Origin of the sequence: Microbulbifer sp. TB1203, from assembly GCF_030997045.1 — a bacterium.
In the GTDB taxonomy this organism is placed as follows: domain Bacteria; phylum Pseudomonadota; class Gammaproteobacteria; order Pseudomonadales; family Cellvibrionaceae; genus Microbulbifer.
In genome coordinates, this window is record NZ_CP116899.1 from 194,842 (window position 1) to 211,521 (window position 16,680).

Genomic DNA, 16,680 nt, shown 5'->3' on the forward strand with positions numbered 1-16,680 from the left:
CCGCGAAGCGGGTGAAGTGCAGGGACGCACTTCGTGAATGCCCAGCTCGTGCCATTCCGCACTCCGCATTCATCATTCCGCATTCATACCTAGCTGCTTGCGCACACTGGCCAGCTTCACGCAGAGCACAAACACCGACATGGCGGTATCCAGTTCCTCCAGGGGCGGGAAGCTGGGAGCGATGCGGATATTGCGGTCCTCGGGGTCTTTGCCGTAGGGAAAGGTGGCGCCGGCGGGGGTGAGTTTGACACCGGCGTCCGCAGCCAGTTGGATCACCGCCGCGGCGCAGCCGGGACGGGTATTGAAAGAAACGAAATAGCCACCTTTGGGTTCTTCCCAGGTGCCCAGGTCCGTATCCGCAAAGGCCTTCTCCAGCTGGCTCTGCACACATTCGAATTTCGGGTTGAGTATCTGCGCGTGCTTCTGCATATGCTCCCGGAGTAGGGTGAACTCGCCGAAAAAGCGCGAGTGGCGCAGTTGGTTCACCTTGTCCGGGCCGATGGTCATGGCCTGCATCTGCTTTTTCAGCGAGGCCAGGTTTGCTTCGCTGGCGCTGACAAAGGCGAGGCCGGCACCGGCGTGGGTCACCTTGGAAGTGGAGGCGAACTGCAGCACCGAGTCACCGGTGTCGTTTTCGTGGGTGGCCTCGCGAATGCCGGGCAGGTTGATCTGATGCTCCAGGTCGTGAATCGCGTAGGCGTTGTCCCAGAAGATGCGGAAGCCGGGGTTGGCGAACTGGCCCAGCTGCGCCAGGCGGTCCACAGTTTCCTTGTCGTAGGTAACCCCGGTGGGGTTGGAGAATTTGGGCACGCACCAGATGCCGATGATTTCGGAGTCCCCGCGGATCTGCTCTTCCACCGCGTCCATATCCGGGCCCGTGGCGGTCATGGGGACATTCACCATGCCGATGCCCAGCTGTTCGCAGATGGAGAAGTGGCGGTCGTAGCCGGGCACCGGGCAGAGGAACTTGGGCGACTTCATCTCCCGCCAGGGGGTGTTGCCGGCAAAGCCGAACAGGTAGCCGGTGAGCACCGCGTGGTACATCAGGGTGAGGGAGCTGTTGCCGGCGGCCATCACTTCTTCGGTGGGGACCTGAAGGATATCCGCGCCCAGTTCACGGGCGCACTGCAGGCCCTCGAGGCCGCCGTAGTTGCGCGTATCGGTGCCGTCGGCGGCGCGGTAGTCTCCGTTGAGAATCCCGTCCAGCCCGTCCGACAGGTGCAACTGGTCCGCGGAGGGTTTTCCGCGGGTCAGGTCCAGGCTCAATTCGTGTTGGCAGATACGCTGGTACTGCGCGCTCAGTTCACTTTCCCACTCTTGCAACTGGTCGCTTCTGGCGGAGTCGATACGCACGGGGTTTCCTCGTTTGGTTTGGCCGGTGAATGGAAGCGGCGAGCTTAGCAGTTTCGCGGGAACTCTTGCATCCTATTCGTGGGAGAGGCTGCGAAAATCCCCGGCGTGGCTGCGCAGTGCCGCCTCCAGGTGCAGGCGCTGCTCGGGGGTGATGGTGGCGAGTATCCGTTCGCTCAGGGAGCGGATTTGCCGGTGGCGTTGGTCCTGCATCCGACGGTACTCATCAGACCAGAGTTGCTCGGGGTTTACCATCAGGTCGCGGAGCTGTTGCAGGTAGCCGTCGGGCTTGCGGCGCAGGAGTTCGATAACGCGGGCCTGCCACAGCTGGCGCTGCCGGTCGCGCAGCAGCGGGTTGTATTCCACCTGCGCGACCCATTCGGCGATCAGGGCTTCCTGTTCGCCGCTGAGTTTGCCGAGCCAGCGCCGGCTGTGCTTGCGTATCTGTTTCAGCCGGCGGCGCTGTATTTTTTCCGGTGAGCGCCATTTCTCCAGCGATTCCTCGCGCTTTTCCTGCAGGTTCTCCTCCAACTCATCGATCTGGCCGCTGTCCAGTGTCGCGGCCAGCGGCAGCAGGAGGTCGTAGAACTGGGTGCTGGCGGTGTCCCAGAAGACGCGCACCTGCTTTTCCACGGTTTGCAGTTCGGTCGAAGTGAACTGGCTCTGCTGTACCCGGTCGGCCAGCTGTTCCAGGTAGTTGGCGTAGTCGGGGAGTTGGGTCTGTCGGTGCCAGCGGTGGAAGCTGTCGAGTGCCGCCGCCAGTTGTTGCTTCTGGGTGCCCTTGAGGTCGACATAATCGTCCAGATGCCAGCGTATCCAGCGGTCCATATGGTTGTAGGCGAGCTGCACGCTGGAACAGCTGGCCAGTAGCAACAACAGGGTCGTAGCCGGAAGCAGGCGCAGTATCCGGTCCGGCAGTTGATTTACCCCTAGGGTCATAGGTTCTTCCTTGTGGCGGTCACCCGGTAAGCCGACCACAAGCATAGCCGAGTCAGTTTATCCATACCTCCACGCGGCTGTTCTTCACCGGTGCCCGCTGGCTGTCCGCGGTAAGGGGGGCGAAGGCGCCGAGGGCCAGTACCCGGCTGTCGCCCAGCTGGTGTTCGCGCAGCAGCGCGCCCTGCACCTTGAGGGCGCGAAAACGCGAGATGATATCGGCGATAGTGCTGTTGGCCTTCTGGTCGGAGAAGCCGACGAGGGTCAGGCTCAGCTCGCGGTTGGCGTGCTCTTCCATAAACGTCTGCAGTCGCCGCAGGTCTTTGAGCGCGCGGCTGTCCAGCTCCGAGCTGCTGTCGGCGAAGCGGAATGAGATGCTCAGGCGCTCGCCGGAGGCCATCAACTCGCGGTAGGCGTCGGGGGCGTTGGGGTAGGGGGGAATTTTCAGTGCGACCGGCGTGAGATCGATAAACCCCGATTCGGCCACAAGGCGTTGCCCCGCCGGCGATTCGGTGAAGTGCAGGAAGTCGTCGACCCGGGGCCTGTGCCGGCTGGGATTCTTGTACAGGTAGAGCCGGCGGGTGAGGGGGAAATCCTCGGTGGCGATAATGCCCGGGTCCGGCACCACCGCCGCCAACTCGCCGGCCTTGATGGCCAGTTTTTTGACGTCTCCGGCATCGGCGTAGGGCAGATAGCCGATAGCGCCGGCCTGTTGCAGGACTATGCGGTGGGTCTCCGCGTTGCCGGACACTTCGTACACCCCCGCGGCGGGGTGGCTGCCACCAAAAACCTCTTCATCGAAAGTGGCCCGGGTGCCGGACTCGGTGTCCCGGTGCAGGGGACGGACAGGCAGGTCGGCGCCGCCCAGTTCGCGCCAGTTGCGGATTTCACCCCGGTAGATTTTGCGCAACTGTGCGATGCTCAACTGGGATACCGGGTTGTCGGGATGGACCGCCACCACCAGCGCGTCCAGGCCGATCACATGCTCCGCCTCAGCGCCGGCCAGGTCGCCGAAACGCGCCAGCATCTCCACCTCGCTCCGCTTGATTCTGCGCGAGGCCATGCCGATGTCGGCACTGTCGCTGTTCAGCGCCTTGAAACCGGTGCTGGAGCCGAGGGCCACGATGGGCACTTCCACAGCGCGGCCTTTGAGTTGTGCACTGATCCAGTGGCGCTCGCCTTCGTTGCGTTGCCGGATGTTCTCCGCGCCGAGGTGTTGCAGATAGCCTTTTACCAGCATGGGGGCCAGTTCGGCGCCGATGGTGTTGGAGCCGGTGAGTCGAAACAGTGTTTGTGTTTCCGCGATCAGCGGATTTGCCAGCAGCAACTGGCACAACAGCAGCGCGATACCCCCGCGCCTGATCGAACTCCCCATCGGCGACCTCCTGTGTTTTTGGCCGCCGGTTTATCGCAGAAAAATGTGACGAAATTATTACAGTTTGGTGAACGGCATTCCCCTGCAGGAAGGCCCTGCATGGTGGCCCTTAGGAGCCTGCTGTGACCGCCATGGATGGCGGAGTGCCGCCCAGGGGAAATGCAGATTTTGCAGGAGCAAAAATCTGTCAGGCGAAGAGGGCAGAGCTCCGCAACCCGTTCGCCTGCACGCCACATCATCCGCAGGTGCGGATAAGTGCCGGCTGCGGCGCCGTGGATATGAGCTGGTACACAAGAACCTATATACTTCATCAACGCCAGCATGGAACCTGTGTTTTTTGAGTAGCAAGGAACTCAGTCGGCGCCCTCTGTTGGCGATTTTTACAGAAACTAGATGACAACGCTGTCATTTCTGGTGTAGTATCTCCCCTATATTGGCATTGGCGCCACTCCGCGTGGGTGTGCGTCGGCCGGGTTTCCGGGGGAAATGTATTGGGAAGCCCGGTAAAAACACATAACAATACAAAATCTTAGAGGCCGATACAGATGGTTGCTTTGAGAGACAGGGATACACTTTTTATTGGCATCGACGGCGGCGGCAGCAAATGCCGCGCCTCTGTCGTGGATGCCGACAATCGCCTGCTCGGTACCGGTGTCGCCGGCCCGGCCAACCCGCTGCACGGCTATGCCCAGACCATCGATTCCATCGTGCGCTCCGCCGCCCTCGCGCTGGCCGACGCCAAGCTGCCGCCGGAAATCCTGGGAGAGCTGGTGGCGGGCGTGGGCCTGGCCGGTGTGAATATGCCGCGCCTGTACAACGAGATGGCCTCCTGGGCCCATCCCTTCCGGAAAATGTATCTCACCACCGACCAGCATTCGGCTTGCCTCGGCGCCCACCGCGGCGGCGACGGCGCGGTGATCATCGCCGGCACCGGCTCCTGTGGCTACGCCTGGGTCAACGGCCGCAGTAAATTGATCGGCGGCCACGGCTTTCCCCACGGCGACAAGGGCAGCGGCGCCTGGATGGGCATGGAGGCGGTCAAGTACCTGTTCCTGGCCCTGGACGGCCTGGCGGAGGATTCGCGCCTGAAGGGCGAACTGCTCAAGGCCCTGGGGAGCAGCGACGCCAGCGAAGTGTTCGAGAAAATCGGCGGCAAGTCTTCCAGCCACTACGCGCGCCTGGCGGTGCCGGTGATCGAGTGCGCGGAGGCCGGCGATCCGGTGGCGGTGTCCATCGTGCGCGACGGCGCCGCCTATATCAGCGCCCTGGCGGACAAGCTGCTGGAGCTGAATCCGCCCCGCCTGTCCATGATCGGCGGCCTGGCGCCCCGCCTGCGACCCTGGCTCGCCCCCCATGTGGTCAAGCGCCTGGCCGAGCCGCTGGACGCGCCGGAAATCGGCTGTGTTTATTTCGCGCAGCAATCCCTGGCTCGGGATGCTGGAGAATCTGGGAAAAACACCGGCAGCAAAGCGCTGTTTGGCTGATCGAGGAGCAGAGACTTTCCATGACCGCAGCAACTCCCTCCGAGGCGACACCGATACCCACCACCGTAATGGAAACCGAAGCCCGCGAAGCGCCGGGGCGCATCGCCGAGCAATTGCGCAACAACGCCGACACCATGGCGCAACTGGGCGAGCGCCTGCGCCGCGAGCCGCCGCGTTTTGTGATGATTGTGGGGCGCGGTTCCTCCGACCACGCCGGGGTTTTTGCCAAGTACCTGATCGAGATCGAAACGGGCACGCCCACCTTCGCCGCGGCGCCGTCGGTATCCAGCGTATACGACAGAAAGCTCAAGCTGGAGGGCGCCCTGGTGCTGGTGATCTCCCAGTCCGGTCGCAGCCCGGACATCCTCGCCCAGGCCAGAATGGCAAAAGAGGCGGGCGCCTACACGGTGGCGCTGGTCAACGACGAAACAGCGCCCATCGGCGATATCGTCGACCTGATGGTGCCGCTGAAGGCGGGGCCGGAAAAAGCGGTCGCCGCCACCAAGAGCTACCTGGCGACCCTCTCCGCGGTGCTGCAACTGGTGGCCAACTGGACTCGCGACGAGGAACTGCTCGACGCGGTGGGCACACTGCCGCAGACCCTGGAAGAGGCGGTCCACTCCGACATCCAGTTGCGTCCGGAGGACCTGGCGTCGGTAAAAAACCTAGTGGTACTGGGCCGCGGCCCCGGCTATGCCATTACCCGGGAACTGGCCCTGAAGCTGAAGGAAGTATGCAATATCCACGCGGAGTCTTTCTCCAGCGCGGAATTCCTGCACGGTCCGGTGACCCTGGTGGAGCAGAAGCTCACCGTGGTCAACGTGCCCATCGAGGACGAATCCTTCGAGGCACACAGCGAACAAATCGCCGACATCATCCGCCGCGGCGGCACCCTGGTGAACCTGCACGTGCCGAGCAAGGGGGTGCACCCGCGAGTGGCTCCTCTGGCGCTGCTGCAACGTTTTTATATCGACGTGGCCCATGTGGCGATCAGCCGCGGCATCAACCCGGACGAACCCGCCGGGCTGAAAAAAGTCACCCGGACCCTTTGACCCGCTGAATTTGGAGTTTTCTGTAGTGCGTACACTGATCGCGGAACAGCTTTTCGACGGCGAACAGATGCATCGCGATATTCCGCTCGTTGTGGACGACAAGGGACGTATTCAGTCCCTGGGCGGCGAGGCGGCCGCCGCTGCCGAGCGCCTTAATGGCCTGCTGGTCCCGGGGCTGGTGGACGTACAGGTGAATGGCGGTGGCGGGGTACTGTTCAACAACGACCCCAGCGTGGACGCGCTGGGCAAAATTGGCGCGGCTCACGCGCGTTACGGCACCACTGGGTTCTTGCCCACCTTGATCACCGACCGGGTGGACGTGATGTTACGGGCGGCAGATGCGGTCAGCACCGCCTTGCGTGAGGAGGTGCCCGGTGTGCTGGGAGTGCATTTCGAGGGGCCGCACCTGAGCGAGCCGAAGAAAGGCACCCATGAAGCGGACTTTATCCGCCCCCTCAGCGAAGAGGAGCTGGCCATCTACGCCCGCGACGACCTTGGGGTCAAGGTAGTCACCCTGGCACCGGAAAATGTCGCGGTGGACGATATCCGCAAGCTGGTTTCCCTGGGGGTGAAAGTCTGTCTGGGCCATTCCAATGCCGACGGCGCGACGGCCGCGGCGGCGGTGGCTGTGGGAGCCACGGGCTTTACCCATTTGTTCAATGCCATGTCGCCGCTGCAGTCCCGTGAGCCGGGGATGGTGGGAACAGCGCTGATCACCGACGACGCCTGGTGCGGACTGATCGCCGACGGCCACCACGTCTGCGCCGAGGCCATGCAGCTGGCGCTCAAGGCCAAGCCGCGCGGAAAAATCATGCTGGTAACTGATGCCATGTCCCTGGTGGGCAGCGACGAAACCAGTTTTCCGCTGTTCGATCGGGTGGTGACCCGGGAGGGTGACAGGCTTACCTCAACCACCGGTGAACTGGCTGGGTCACACCTGGATATGATCGGGGCAGTGCGCAATATCCGCGACTGGTGCGGTGTGGATTTGACCGAGGCGCTGCGCATGGGCGCTCTCTACCCGGCGCAGTTTTTGGGGCTGAAAGCCGGCCGATTGGAAGCCGGCGGGCCTGCAGACATGGTTTTGCTGAATGAGAAGTTAGAGGTTGAGAAAACCTGGATAGGTGGCAGGAAAGTTTTTTAGAGCCTGTTTGGAATCTCGCGCGAAGCTCGCCCGGCCGGTATGGATGCCTCTTTCCGGGACCGTATGAGGCATGGATGCCGATTACGAGCGTACAGGGACGTATTTACAGCGTGTCTCGGAAAGAGGCATCCATACCGGCCCCGCACTGAGGTCGAATTTTCGAAGCCTTTGAACAGGCTCTTAAAAATAAATTTCCAAAAAACATCATAACGATAAAGAAGGTGCTCCTATGGAAGCCGCAGTAGCAACCCAGAGTAGGTCGAGAAGCAGTCTGTTGCCGATGGCGATTATCGGCATGTTGTTTTTTATTTTTGGTTTTGTGACTTGGTTGAATGGGTCACTGATTCCGTTTTTGAAAATTCTGTGCAACCTGAATGATTTTCAGGCCCTGTTCGTCACCTTCGCCTTTTATATCGCCTACACGGTGATGGCACTGCCGATGTCGTATATCCTGCGCCGCACTGGCTACAGGGACGGTATGGCGATTGGCCTGGCAATTATGGCAGCAGCGTCACTGGTATTTATCCCCGCGGCGCAGACCGGCAGCTTTCCGATATTTCTGCTGGGGCTGTTCGGCCTCGGCGCCGGTTTGACTATCCTGCAGACCGCTTCCAATCCCTATGTGGTCAAGCTCGGCCCGGCGGAAAGCGCGGCCACGCGCATCGCGGTGATGGGGATTCTAAACAAGGGCGCGGGGGTGCTCGCTCCCATCGCATTTACCGCCCTGGTACTCTCGGGGCTGAGCGATTTCAATACTGAGGCGATTGCCCGGCTGGAAGAGGCGGAGCGCACAGCCAAACTGGAGGAAGTGTCCAGCCGCCTGGTCATGCCCTATATCTATATGGCTGTCATGCTGTCGCTGCTGGTGGGGTTGGTCAAGTTTTCCGGCCTGCCGGATATCGAGGAAGACAAGACCGAAGACAGCGAAAGCAAATCCGGTGTCCTGCAATTTCCCCAGGTGGTTCTGGGCGCGCTGGCGCTGTTCACATACGTGGGCGTGGAGGTGATCGCCGGCGACACCATCGGCCTGTACGGCGAGCGCCTGGGCCTGGCCAACTTCTCCTCGCTCACTTCCTACACCATGGTGTTTATGGTGATCGGCTACCTGATCGGGGTCTTCGGTATTCCACGCTTTATCAGCCAGCAGCAGGCCCTGCTGGGTTCCGCCGTCGCCGGCAGCCTCTGTGTCCTGGGTGCGGTATTCGGCTCTTCCGAAAGTACCGGGATCGCCGGCGTGCTGTGGGGCTGGAGCGGTGTTCCGGTTGTGCCCGATACCGTGACCTTTGTCGCCCTGATGGGCCTGGCCCATGCGCTGGTATGGCCTTCCATCTGGCCGCTGGCGCTGGAAGGGCTGGGCAGGTTTACCGCCCAGGGCTCCGCACTGCTGATTATGGGGATCGCCGGCGGCGCGATCATTCCGCTGTTCGGTTATGGCCCCATAGCGGAGGTCACAGGTGAAACCCGGATGGGGTACTGGATCGCGCTGCCCTGCTATCTGTTTATCCTGTTCTACGCACTCAAAGGTCACAAGATGCGCAGCTGGAAGTAGCACTTTTTACTGCTGCTTTTCTCTTTGACTCTCGTCATCCTGCCCTCCCTGTGAGGGCTTTTTTACCAATAACCGATGAATGCTGTTTATTGTTCCGGCACCGGCCCGCTGGAGTCCCGCACTACCAGCGACGGAATAAATTCTCGCACGATTCCCGCCTCCTTGGTCGCGGTGCCGCTTTCCGTCGCGCCCTTGCCGCGCGCTTTGCTCAGTACCAGCGCCGCAGCGCACTTGGCGATCTCGTTGTTGGGCTGATGGGCGGTGGTGAGTTTGGGCCAGGTCTGGCGGGAGAAGGGGCTGTCCTCGAAGCCGACGATGGAAAGCTGTCCCGGAATATCGATATTCATCAGGCGTGCGGCAAACAGTGCACCCGCAGCCATTTCGTCATTGCTGGCAAAAATCGCCGTGGGTGGCTCGGCGGACTGCAACAGGGTTTTGGCCCCCTGAACCCCGGAGTCGAAGGAGTACTCCCCCTCCAGGATCAGGTTCGGGTCCACGGCGAGACCCGCCTGCTGTAGGGCGCGCTTGTAGCCGTCCAGGCGGCCGTAAGTGGATACGTGCTCCTCGCCTCCACAGAGAAAACCGATGCGTTTGTGTCCCAGCTGCAACAGGTGTTGCGTGAGATCGAAAGCCGCCGCGCTATCGTCCACCTGGATACAGTTTTCCTCGTCCTCCAGCGCCGCGGCGCTGGAGACGATGCGCACGTAATCCACTTTGAGGGATTTGACTGTGTCGATCACCGCCTGGGTTTCAGAGAAGGGCGGGGTGAGCACCAGGCCGGCAATTTTTGAGTGCTCCACCAGGTTCTTCAGTTCGTCGTGCACCGAGGCGGATTTGGAGTTGCTGGGGTGGATCAGCAGTTCATAACCGCGCGCCTTGCAGGCCTCGAGTATGCCGTTTTGCATATCGATCACGTAGTAGGCGTTGGGGTTGTCGTAGATGAACGCGATGGTGTAGGAGCGGCTTCCAGCCAGGTTGCGCGCCGCCAGGTTGGGCTGGTAGTTGAGCGCCTCTACCGCCTCCATCACTTTCTTCCTGGTGGTCGGACGAACCGAGGGCTCGTTGTTGATCACCCGGGAAACGGTCTTGATGGAAACGCCCGCCTGTGCGGCGACGTCGTTGATCGTGGCTTTCATCGGTGGCGCTTGTCCTTGTTTTGGCCGAGGCGGGCATTCTAACACCGGGGACTGGGGAGGTGCGTACAGGGCACCTGGGGGACGGTAGAACTCGAGGTCCGCTCATTCCCGTTGTGAAGGAAAACTACAAAACCAATTGACAGTCCATCTTGTGATGAGATTCTTTGTTGACATGACAGCGTTATCATTTATTGCGGGAGGGTACAGCGCCTGTCGGTAGAGAAGAGTAAACAACGCCAATTCCCTGACCGGCGCCCGGTTCTACACCCCAGATTGTGCGGAGGCTTGCCGGAAGTGGTGAAGGTTGAAGATGCGTCGGTATCCTTCCAGGTGGAAAGTGAATTGAGGCACTTGAAAGTGTTTGTAATTTTACTACATAATGGCGGCCTTGCTATTTGCCATCGGTTTCGAGGGTTTCCGCGCAACACAATTCTGCTACACAAGCTGCTGGCTCCGTACCTTTGGATGCACTGATTGCCCTGTATGAGCACAAGATTTTTGGTCTGGGCATTATTTTGGAAATTTATTCTCATGCCTGTGTGGCGTGGAACTGGGGGAAGGGCTGGCTGCGGCGCTACAACACAATTGGAAAGTAGCGATCTACCCGGCTGGGTTCCACCGCGCAGCTGACCGAAGACTACCGGCGGACAAAGGCCGGCGCCGCAGCGCTCGGATTTGCCGTCTGATTACAGCGTGCGATGGGCACGCTTCGCTTTGCCCATCCTACACAACCAGTTGAGTTACGGATCTTTATGGTACAAAGCAAAATCCAGGCGGTTACCGAGCGGATTATCCAGCGCAGCGAGGAGACGCGCGCGGAATACCTCGCTCAAGTAGAGCGCGAGCATATCGAGGGTCGCGCCAGCGCCCGGTTGTCCTGCGGCAACCTGGCGCACGCCATCGCCGCTTCCAGCGACCGCGACAAAAACCTGATCGCCTCCGGGCGCGGGCCCAATCTGGCGATAGTCACCGCCTACAACGACATGCTATCGGCGCACCAACCCTACGGTACCTATCCGCAGCAGCTGAAAGAAGCCGCGACGCGCAACGGTGCCAGCGCGCAGGTGGCCGGCGGCGTACCCGCCATGTGCGACGGTGTGACCCAGGGTCGCCCCGGTATGGAAATCGGACTTTTCTCCCGCGATGTGATCGCCATGTCCACCGCGGTGGCCCTTTCCCACGATGTCTTCGAGGGCGGCCTCTACCTGGGGATCTGCGACAAGATCGTCCCCGGGCTGGTGATCGGTGCGCTGGCCTTTGGCCATCTGCCGGCGATATTCGTACCGGCGGGACCCATGCCCACCGGAATGTCCAATGCGGAAAAGGTGCGGGTGCGCCAGCTGTACGCCGAGGGCAAGGTAGGGCGCAAGGAACTGCTGGAAGCGGAGAGTGCCTCCTACCACAGCCCGGGCACCTGTACCTTTTACGGTACTGCCAACAGCAACCAGATGCTGGTTGAAATCATGGGCCTGCAGCTGCCCGGCAGCTCCTTCGTAAACCCCGGCACCGAGTTGCGCAACGCGCTCAACGATGAAGCGGTAAAACAACTGGTGCGGATCACCGAGCCCAGCCAGTTCACGCCCCTCTCGAAAATTCTCACGGAAAAAGTCTTTGTCAACGGCATCGTCGGCCTGTTGGCCACCGGTGGTTCCACCAACCATACCCTTCACCTGGTGGCCATGGCCCGCGCGGCGGGCATTCAGCTGACCTGGCAGGATATGGCGGAGCTCTCCGACATCGTGCCGCTGCTGTGCCACGTGTATCCCAACGGCACTGCGGACATCAATCACTTCGCCGCCGCCGGCGGCATGCAACTCCTGATTCGCGAACTGTTGGACGCCGGCCTGCTGCACGACGATGTACACACGGTATTGGGCGACTCCGGCCTCAAACCCTATTGCTACGACCCTTTCCTCAACGAAGACAAGAGCGGCCTGGTGTGGCGCCCGACCGCAGAGAAGAGCGGCGACACGACGATTATCCGCCCCGTCAGCGATCCCTTCTCCAGTCACGGCGGCCTGCAATTGCTGGAGGGCAACCTCGGTAAGAGTGTGATAAAGATTTCCTCTCTCAAACCGGAATATTTGAAAGTGAAGGCGCCGGCGGTGGTGTTCCACGACCAGGACGCACTGATCGACAGCTTCAAGGCCGGCGAACTGGACAAAGACTTTATTGCGGTGGTGCGCTTCCAGGGCCCCCGCGCCAATGGCATGCCGGAACTGCACAAGCTGACCCCACCCTTGGGCGTGCTGCAGGACCGCGGTTTCAAGGTGGCACTGATTACCGACGGGCGTATGTCCGGTGCTTCCGGCAAGGTGCCGGCGGCGATCCATATATCCCCGGAGGCAGTCGACGGCGGCCCCATCGCCAAAATCCGGGACGGCGACCTGATCGAGCTGGACTGTGAGGCGGGTATCCTGCGTGTAGATGTGGACGACGCCGAACTGGCTGCACGGGAACCGGCGGAGTGCGACCTGTCTGCCAGCGCCCGCGGTACCGGACGCGAACTGTTCGCCAATATGCGCGCGCTGGCCAGCGGTGCGGAGAGCGGTGCCAGCATATTGTTTTGATGCTTCCCGGTGCGCGATAGCCGTCTGTGGCGGTGGAGCACCGGGAAAAATACAGAAATTTTAAGAGCAAATTTATGGCTACTCCTTTCGACATGGTGTTATTCGGCGGCGGCGGCGACCTGGCCCTGCGCAAGCTGATTCCCGCACTGTACCGAGCCCATCTGGAGGGCAGTTTGGCAGAAGGCTGCCGCATTTTTCCGGTGTGCCGTCGCCAGGAAGACGCCGACCAGTACCTGGACACTGCCCAAGAGGCACTGAAGACCCATTTGCGCGACGGCGAGTACAGCGATTCCGCCTGGCAGGCTTTCAGCCAACTGTTGCGCGCAGTGGCCCTGGATATCGCCGAGCCGGACGATCGTTGGGACCAGCTGGCGGATATCCTCCGCGCCGAAGAGGATCGCGTGCGGCTCTTCTATCTGGCGATTCCACCGGCGGTATTCGGCCCCTGCTGCGAAAACCTGTCTCTCAAGGGGCTGATCAACGGCCAGTCCCGGGTGGTGGTGGAAAAACCCCTCGGCTACAACGCGCAGACCTCCGACGAAATCAACAGCAAGATCGCCAGTTATTTCCCGGAAGAGAATATTTTCCGTATAGACCACTACCTGGGTAAGGAAACCGTACAGAACCTGCTGGCGCTGCGTTTCAGCAACGTGCTGTTCGAGCACCTTTGGGACGCCAAGTCCATCGACCATATCCAGATCAGCATCGCGGAAACCGTGGGCCTGGAAGGGCGGGCCGGTTTCTACAACGAGACCGGCGCGTTGCGCGATATGGTCCAGAACCATTTGCTGCAGCTGCTGTGCCTGATTGCGATGGAATCCCCCAACAGCATGTCGGCAAAAAATATTCGCGCGGAAAAAATCAAAGTGCTGGAAGCGTTGCGCCCGCTGGCGGGTAATACGGTGGACAAAAATATTGTGCGCGGCCAGTACGTGGCCGGCGGCCTGGGCACCGAGCTGGTGCCCGGCTACCTGGAGGAGCTGGAAGCGGCCTCCAGTAGTACGGAGACCTTCGTCGCCATTCGCGCCCATATCGACAACTGGCGCTGGGCGGGTGTGCCCTTCTATTTACGCACCGGCAAACGCATGGAAAAGCGCTGTGCGGAAATCGTAATCCAATACAAAAAAGTCTCTCACCGGGTATTCAGCCCAGAGGCGGGAGATGTATTACCCAACCGACTGGTGATCCGCCTGCAGCCCGAGGAGAGCATCAAGCTGGTGCTGATGGCGAAGAAAATGGACAGCCTGACCATGGAGTTGCGACCGGTGGAGCTGAACCTCACCCTGTCGGACACCTACGACACCTTCCGCAGCGACGCCTACAAGCGCCTGATGCTGGATGCGGCGGCCAACAACTCCGCCCTGTTTATCCATCGCGACGAAGTGGCCGCGGCCTGGGCCTGGGTGGATCCGATCATTGATCACTGGCACGAGACCAATAACCAGCCGCAGCTCTACCGCGCCGGCAGCTGGGGGCCACAGGCGGCCGGTGACCTGCTGGAACAGGACGGGCGCCACTGGTTCAACGCGCAATAACATCGGGGTGGGCGCAATGGTAGAAGAGAAATTTTATCCGGATCGCGAGCGTCTGGTACTGGCCCTGGCCAACGACTGTGCCAGTGCGCTGCAGTTGGGCATCAAGGAGCGCGGTCAGGCGGCCTTCCTGGTTTCCGGTGGCAGCACGCCGAAGCCCGTGTACCAGGCCCTGTCAAAAAGGCCGCTTCCCTGGCCGCAGATTACAGTCGCCCTGGTGGATGAGCGCTGGGTGGACAAAACGGCCAGCGGCAGCAACCACGCGTTTATCGAGGACAACCTGCTGCAGAACAATGCTTCGGGAGCACCCTTCCTGGGAATGAAAACGCCCCACGCTACCGCCGCGGAAGGCGAGGCGGATTGCCAGCAGGTCTACAGCGAACTGCCCAGACCCTTCGACGTCTGTGTACTGGGAATGGGCAGCGACGGCCACACCGCCTCGCTGTTTCCCCACGCCCAGGGTTTGCAGGAGGCGCTGGACCCACAGTCCGATCAGCTCTGCCGCGCGATTACCGCGCAGCAGAGTGAAGTCACCGGTAGCCACACCGAGCGTATGACCCTGACCCTTGCGGCAATTTTGCAGGCGCGGGATATCAAGCTGCTGATCACCGGTGAAGAGAAACTCAGGGTCTACCGCGAGGCGTTGCTGGGCAGCGACGAACTGGAAATGCCGGTGCGCAGTATTCTCAAACAGGGCCTGAAACCGGTCACTGTCTACTGGGCACCGTAAACGCCGCCGGGTATCAGCCCGGCCCGCGGGCCGCAGGTCCGCTACAACGAGCAATTTGGAATTTGATGATGCAAAAGAATATCTCCGAAATACTGGAGCAGGCCGGAGTTGTCCCGGTCCTGGTTATCGATAATGTCGAAGACGCCCTGCCGCTGGCCGAAGCGCTGGTGGAAGGGGGCCTGAACGTGCTGGAAATCACTCTGCGTACCGAGGCGGCGCTGCCGGCGGTGGAGCGGATAGCCAAACACCTGCCGGACGCCCATGTGGGCACGGGCACTGTACTGAGCGGTGATGATTTACAGCGTTCCGTGGACGCCGGCGCGAGCTTTCTGGTAAGCCCGGGTGCCACCGAAAAACTGCTGGATGCCGCGGAAGGTTCCACGGTACCGCTGCTGCCCGGCGCTGCGAACCCGTCTGAAGTAATGCGCCTGCTGGAGCGGGGCTATCGCTACCAGAAATTCTTTCCCGCCCAGGCAGCGGGTGGCGTGCCCATGCTGAAGTCCATTGCCGGTCCCCTGGCGCAGGTACAGTTTTGCCCCACCGGCGGAATAGGCCCGGGCAATGCAGCGGAATATCTGGCGCTGCCCAACGTGATGTGTGTGGGCGGTTCCTGGATGGCGGCTTCCTCCCTGGTCGTGGAAAAGAACTGGGGGGAGATTACCCGCTTGGCGAAAGAGGCAGCCGCGCTGAAAGGTTGAGAAAGCGCGGCTGGTTGGAAAATCCAAAATATTGAAGGTAAAGCGAGATGAAAATAAAGATCGCCATTAACGGCTACGGCAGAATCGGACGCAATGTAACCCGTGCTATCTACGAATCCGGCTATCGCGATCGCGTACAGCTGGTGGCCATCAACGACCTGGCTCCGGTGGAGTCCAACGCGCACCTGACCCGTTTCGACACCATCCACGGCCGTTTCAACACGCCGGTATCTGTCGATGGCGATGCGCTGGTGATCGGTGGTGACCGCGTGCGGGTGTGCCAGGAGCGCGACCCGGCACAACTGCCCTGGAAAGAACTTGGGGTGGACCTGGTGCTGGAATGTACCGGACGCTTTACAGACAAGGCCTCGGCCTCGGCACATATGGCCGCCGGCGCCAGAGCTGTATTGATTTCCGCGCCCTCCAAGGATGCAGACCTCACTGTGGTCTACGGCGTAAACGATGACAAACTCACCGCCGACCACAAAGTGGTTTCCAACGCTTCCTGCACCACCAACTGCCTCGCGCCGGTGGCCAAGGCGCTGCACCGGGAGCTGGGCATCGAGCGCGGTTTTATGACCACCGTGCACGCCTACACCAACGACCAGAACACCCAGGATGCGGTGCATGCGGACATCTACCGCGCCCGCGCCGCCGCCGACAATATGATCCCCACCAAAACCGGTGCGGCCGCGGCGGTGGGCCTGGTGTTGCCGGAACTCAAGGGGCTGCTCGACGGCATGGCCGTGCGTGTGCCGGTAAACAATGTTTCCCTGGTGGACTGCCAGTTTATCGCCGGTCGCGAAACCACAGTGGAAGAGGTCAACAGCATTATGCAGCAAGCGGCGGAAACCAGCGGCGGCGTACTGACCTACTGTGACCAGCCGCTGGTATCCGTGGATTTCAACCATACCACGGCTTCCAGCCACTTCGACGCCAACCACACCCGGGTCAACGGCAACCTGGTCAAAGTGATGGCCTGGTACGACAACGAGTGGGGCTTCTCCCACCGCATGCTGGACACCAGCCTGGCGATGTCGGAAGCGCTGCAGTTGCAGGAGCGCGTAGCCGAAACTGCCTGATATCCCGGGAGCGCGGAGCTTTTTAGGTGAGCTGAAGGCTCC

The 16,680-nt window shown here is 61.2% G+C and carries 13 protein-coding genes; 9 read left to right on the forward strand and 4 right to left on the reverse strand.

Features of this window, described 5'->3' with window-relative positions; translation table 11 throughout:
* Positions 1-72: 72 nt before the first annotated feature.
* From PP263_RS00730 to PP263_RS00740, 3 genes are all read right to left on the reverse strand, one after another.
* The gene (locus PP263_RS00730; RefSeq protein WP_308366476.1) at positions 73-1,353 is read right to left on the reverse strand and encodes an aminotransferase class I/II-fold pyridoxal phosphate-dependent enzyme; all 1,281 of its coding nucleotides are present in this window, start codon (positions 1,351-1,353) and stop codon (positions 73-75) included.
* Positions 1,354-1,425: 72 nt separating this feature from the next.
* On the reverse strand, positions 1,426-2,289 hold the full coding sequence (locus PP263_RS00735; RefSeq protein WP_308366477.1) for a DUF6279 family lipoprotein: 864 nt from the start codon (positions 2,287-2,289) through the stop codon (positions 1,426-1,428).
* 52 nt (positions 2,290-2,341) lie between these two features.
* Positions 2,342-3,661, reverse strand: coding sequence for a phosphate ABC transporter substrate-binding protein (locus tag PP263_RS00740; RefSeq protein ID WP_308366478.1), 1,320 nt, complete (start codon positions 3,659-3,661; stop codon positions 2,342-2,344).
* A gap of 545 nt (positions 3,662-4,206) precedes the next feature.
* On the opposite strand from PP263_RS00740, the gene nagK reads away from it, so the two are divergent.
* From nagK to PP263_RS00760, 4 genes are all read left to right on the forward strand, one after another.
* A complete protein-coding gene (gene nagK, locus PP263_RS00745) occupies positions 4,207-5,145 on the forward strand; it encodes an N-acetylglucosamine kinase (RefSeq protein ID WP_308366479.1) in 939 nt (312 codons plus the stop codon).
* Positions 5,146-5,165: 20 nt separating this feature from the next.
* Entirely contained in the window at positions 5,166-6,197 is a 1,032-nt protein-coding gene (gene nagB-II, locus PP263_RS00750; RefSeq protein WP_308366480.1) for a glucosamine-6-phosphate deaminase NagB-II, read from the forward strand.
* Positions 6,198-6,222: 25 nt separating this feature from the next.
* Positions 6,223-7,341 (forward strand): N-acetylglucosamine-6-phosphate deacetylase, encoded by a 1,119-nt coding sequence (gene nagA / locus PP263_RS00755; RefSeq protein ID WP_308366481.1) that lies wholly within the window; start codon positions 6,223-6,225, stop codon positions 7,339-7,341.
* Positions 7,342-7,570: 229 nt separating this feature from the next.
* Entirely contained in the window at positions 7,571-8,890 is a 1,320-nt protein-coding gene (locus PP263_RS00760; RefSeq protein ID WP_308366482.1) for a sugar MFS transporter, read from the forward strand.
* An 86-nt stretch (positions 8,891-8,976) separates the two neighbouring features.
* On the opposite strand, the gene PP263_RS00765 is transcribed toward PP263_RS00760, so the two are convergent.
* The gene (locus PP263_RS00765; protein ID WP_308366483.1) at positions 8,977-10,026 is read right to left on the reverse strand and encodes a LacI family DNA-binding transcriptional regulator; all 1,050 of its coding nucleotides are present in this window, start codon (positions 10,024-10,026) and stop codon (positions 8,977-8,979) included.
* Between the two features lie 752 nt (positions 10,027-10,778).
* On the opposite strand from PP263_RS00765, the gene edd reads away from it, so the two are divergent.
* The 5 genes from edd (at position 10,779) to gap (ending at position 16,638) form a co-directional block, all read left to right on the forward strand.
* On the forward strand, positions 10,779-12,596 hold the full coding sequence (gene edd, locus PP263_RS00770) for a phosphogluconate dehydratase (protein WP_308366484.1): 1,818 nt from the start codon (positions 10,779-10,781) through the stop codon (positions 12,594-12,596).
* A gap of 74 nt (positions 12,597-12,670) precedes the next feature.
* Positions 12,671-14,131: a glucose-6-phosphate dehydrogenase gene (zwf, locus tag PP263_RS00775; RefSeq protein ID WP_308366485.1), complete on the forward strand. Its 1,461-nt coding sequence runs from the start codon at positions 12,671-12,673 to the stop codon at positions 14,129-14,131.
* A 16-nt stretch (positions 14,132-14,147) separates the two neighbouring features.
* Positions 14,148-14,858: a 6-phosphogluconolactonase gene (gene pgl, locus PP263_RS00780; RefSeq protein ID WP_308366486.1), complete on the forward strand. Its 711-nt coding sequence runs from the start codon at positions 14,148-14,150 to the stop codon at positions 14,856-14,858.
* A gap of 68 nt (positions 14,859-14,926) precedes the next feature.
* The gene (locus PP263_RS00785) at positions 14,927-15,556 is read left to right on the forward strand and encodes a bifunctional 4-hydroxy-2-oxoglutarate aldolase/2-dehydro-3-deoxy-phosphogluconate aldolase (RefSeq protein ID WP_183455619.1); all 630 of its coding nucleotides are present in this window, start codon (positions 14,927-14,929) and stop codon (positions 15,554-15,556) included.
* Between the two features lie 47 nt (positions 15,557-15,603).
* Entirely contained in the window at positions 15,604-16,638 is a 1,035-nt protein-coding gene (gene gap, locus PP263_RS00790; RefSeq protein ID WP_308366487.1) for a type I glyceraldehyde-3-phosphate dehydrogenase, read from the forward strand.
* Positions 16,639-16,680: the final 42 nt, after the last annotated feature.

Coding starts and splice junctions, on each gene's coding strand:
- PP263_RS00735 (WP_308366477.1), bottom strand. CDS start 2,289: ATGACCCTAGGGGTAAATCAACTGCCGGACCGGATACTGCGCCTGCTT.
- PP263_RS00740 (WP_308366478.1), bottom strand. CDS start 3,661: ATGGGGAGTTCGATCAGGCGCGGGGGTATCGCGCTGCTGTTGTGCCAG.
- nagK (WP_308366479.1), top strand. CDS start 4,207: ATGGTTGCTTTGAGAGACAGGGATACACTTTTTATTGGCATCGACGGC.
- nagB-II (WP_308366480.1), top strand. CDS start 5,166: ATGACCGCAGCAACTCCCTCCGAGGCGACACCGATACCCACCACCGTA.
- PP263_RS00760 (WP_308366482.1), top strand. CDS start 7,571: ATGGAAGCCGCAGTAGCAACCCAGAGTAGGTCGAGAAGCAGTCTGTTG.
- PP263_RS00765 (WP_308366483.1), bottom strand. CDS start 10,026: ATGAAAGCCACGATCAACGACGTCGCCGCACAGGCGGGCGTTTCCATC.
- edd (WP_308366484.1), top strand. CDS start 10,779: ATGGTACAAAGCAAAATCCAGGCGGTTACCGAGCGGATTATCCAGCGC.
- zwf (WP_308366485.1), top strand. CDS start 12,671: ATGGCTACTCCTTTCGACATGGTGTTATTCGGCGGCGGCGGCGACCTG.
- pgl (WP_308366486.1), top strand. CDS start 14,148: ATGGTAGAAGAGAAATTTTATCCGGATCGCGAGCGTCTGGTACTGGCC.
- PP263_RS00785 (WP_183455619.1), top strand. CDS start 14,927: ATGCAAAAGAATATCTCCGAAATACTGGAGCAGGCCGGAGTTGTCCCG.
- gap (WP_308366487.1), top strand. CDS start 15,604: ATGAAAATAAAGATCGCCATTAACGGCTACGGCAGAATCGGACGCAAT.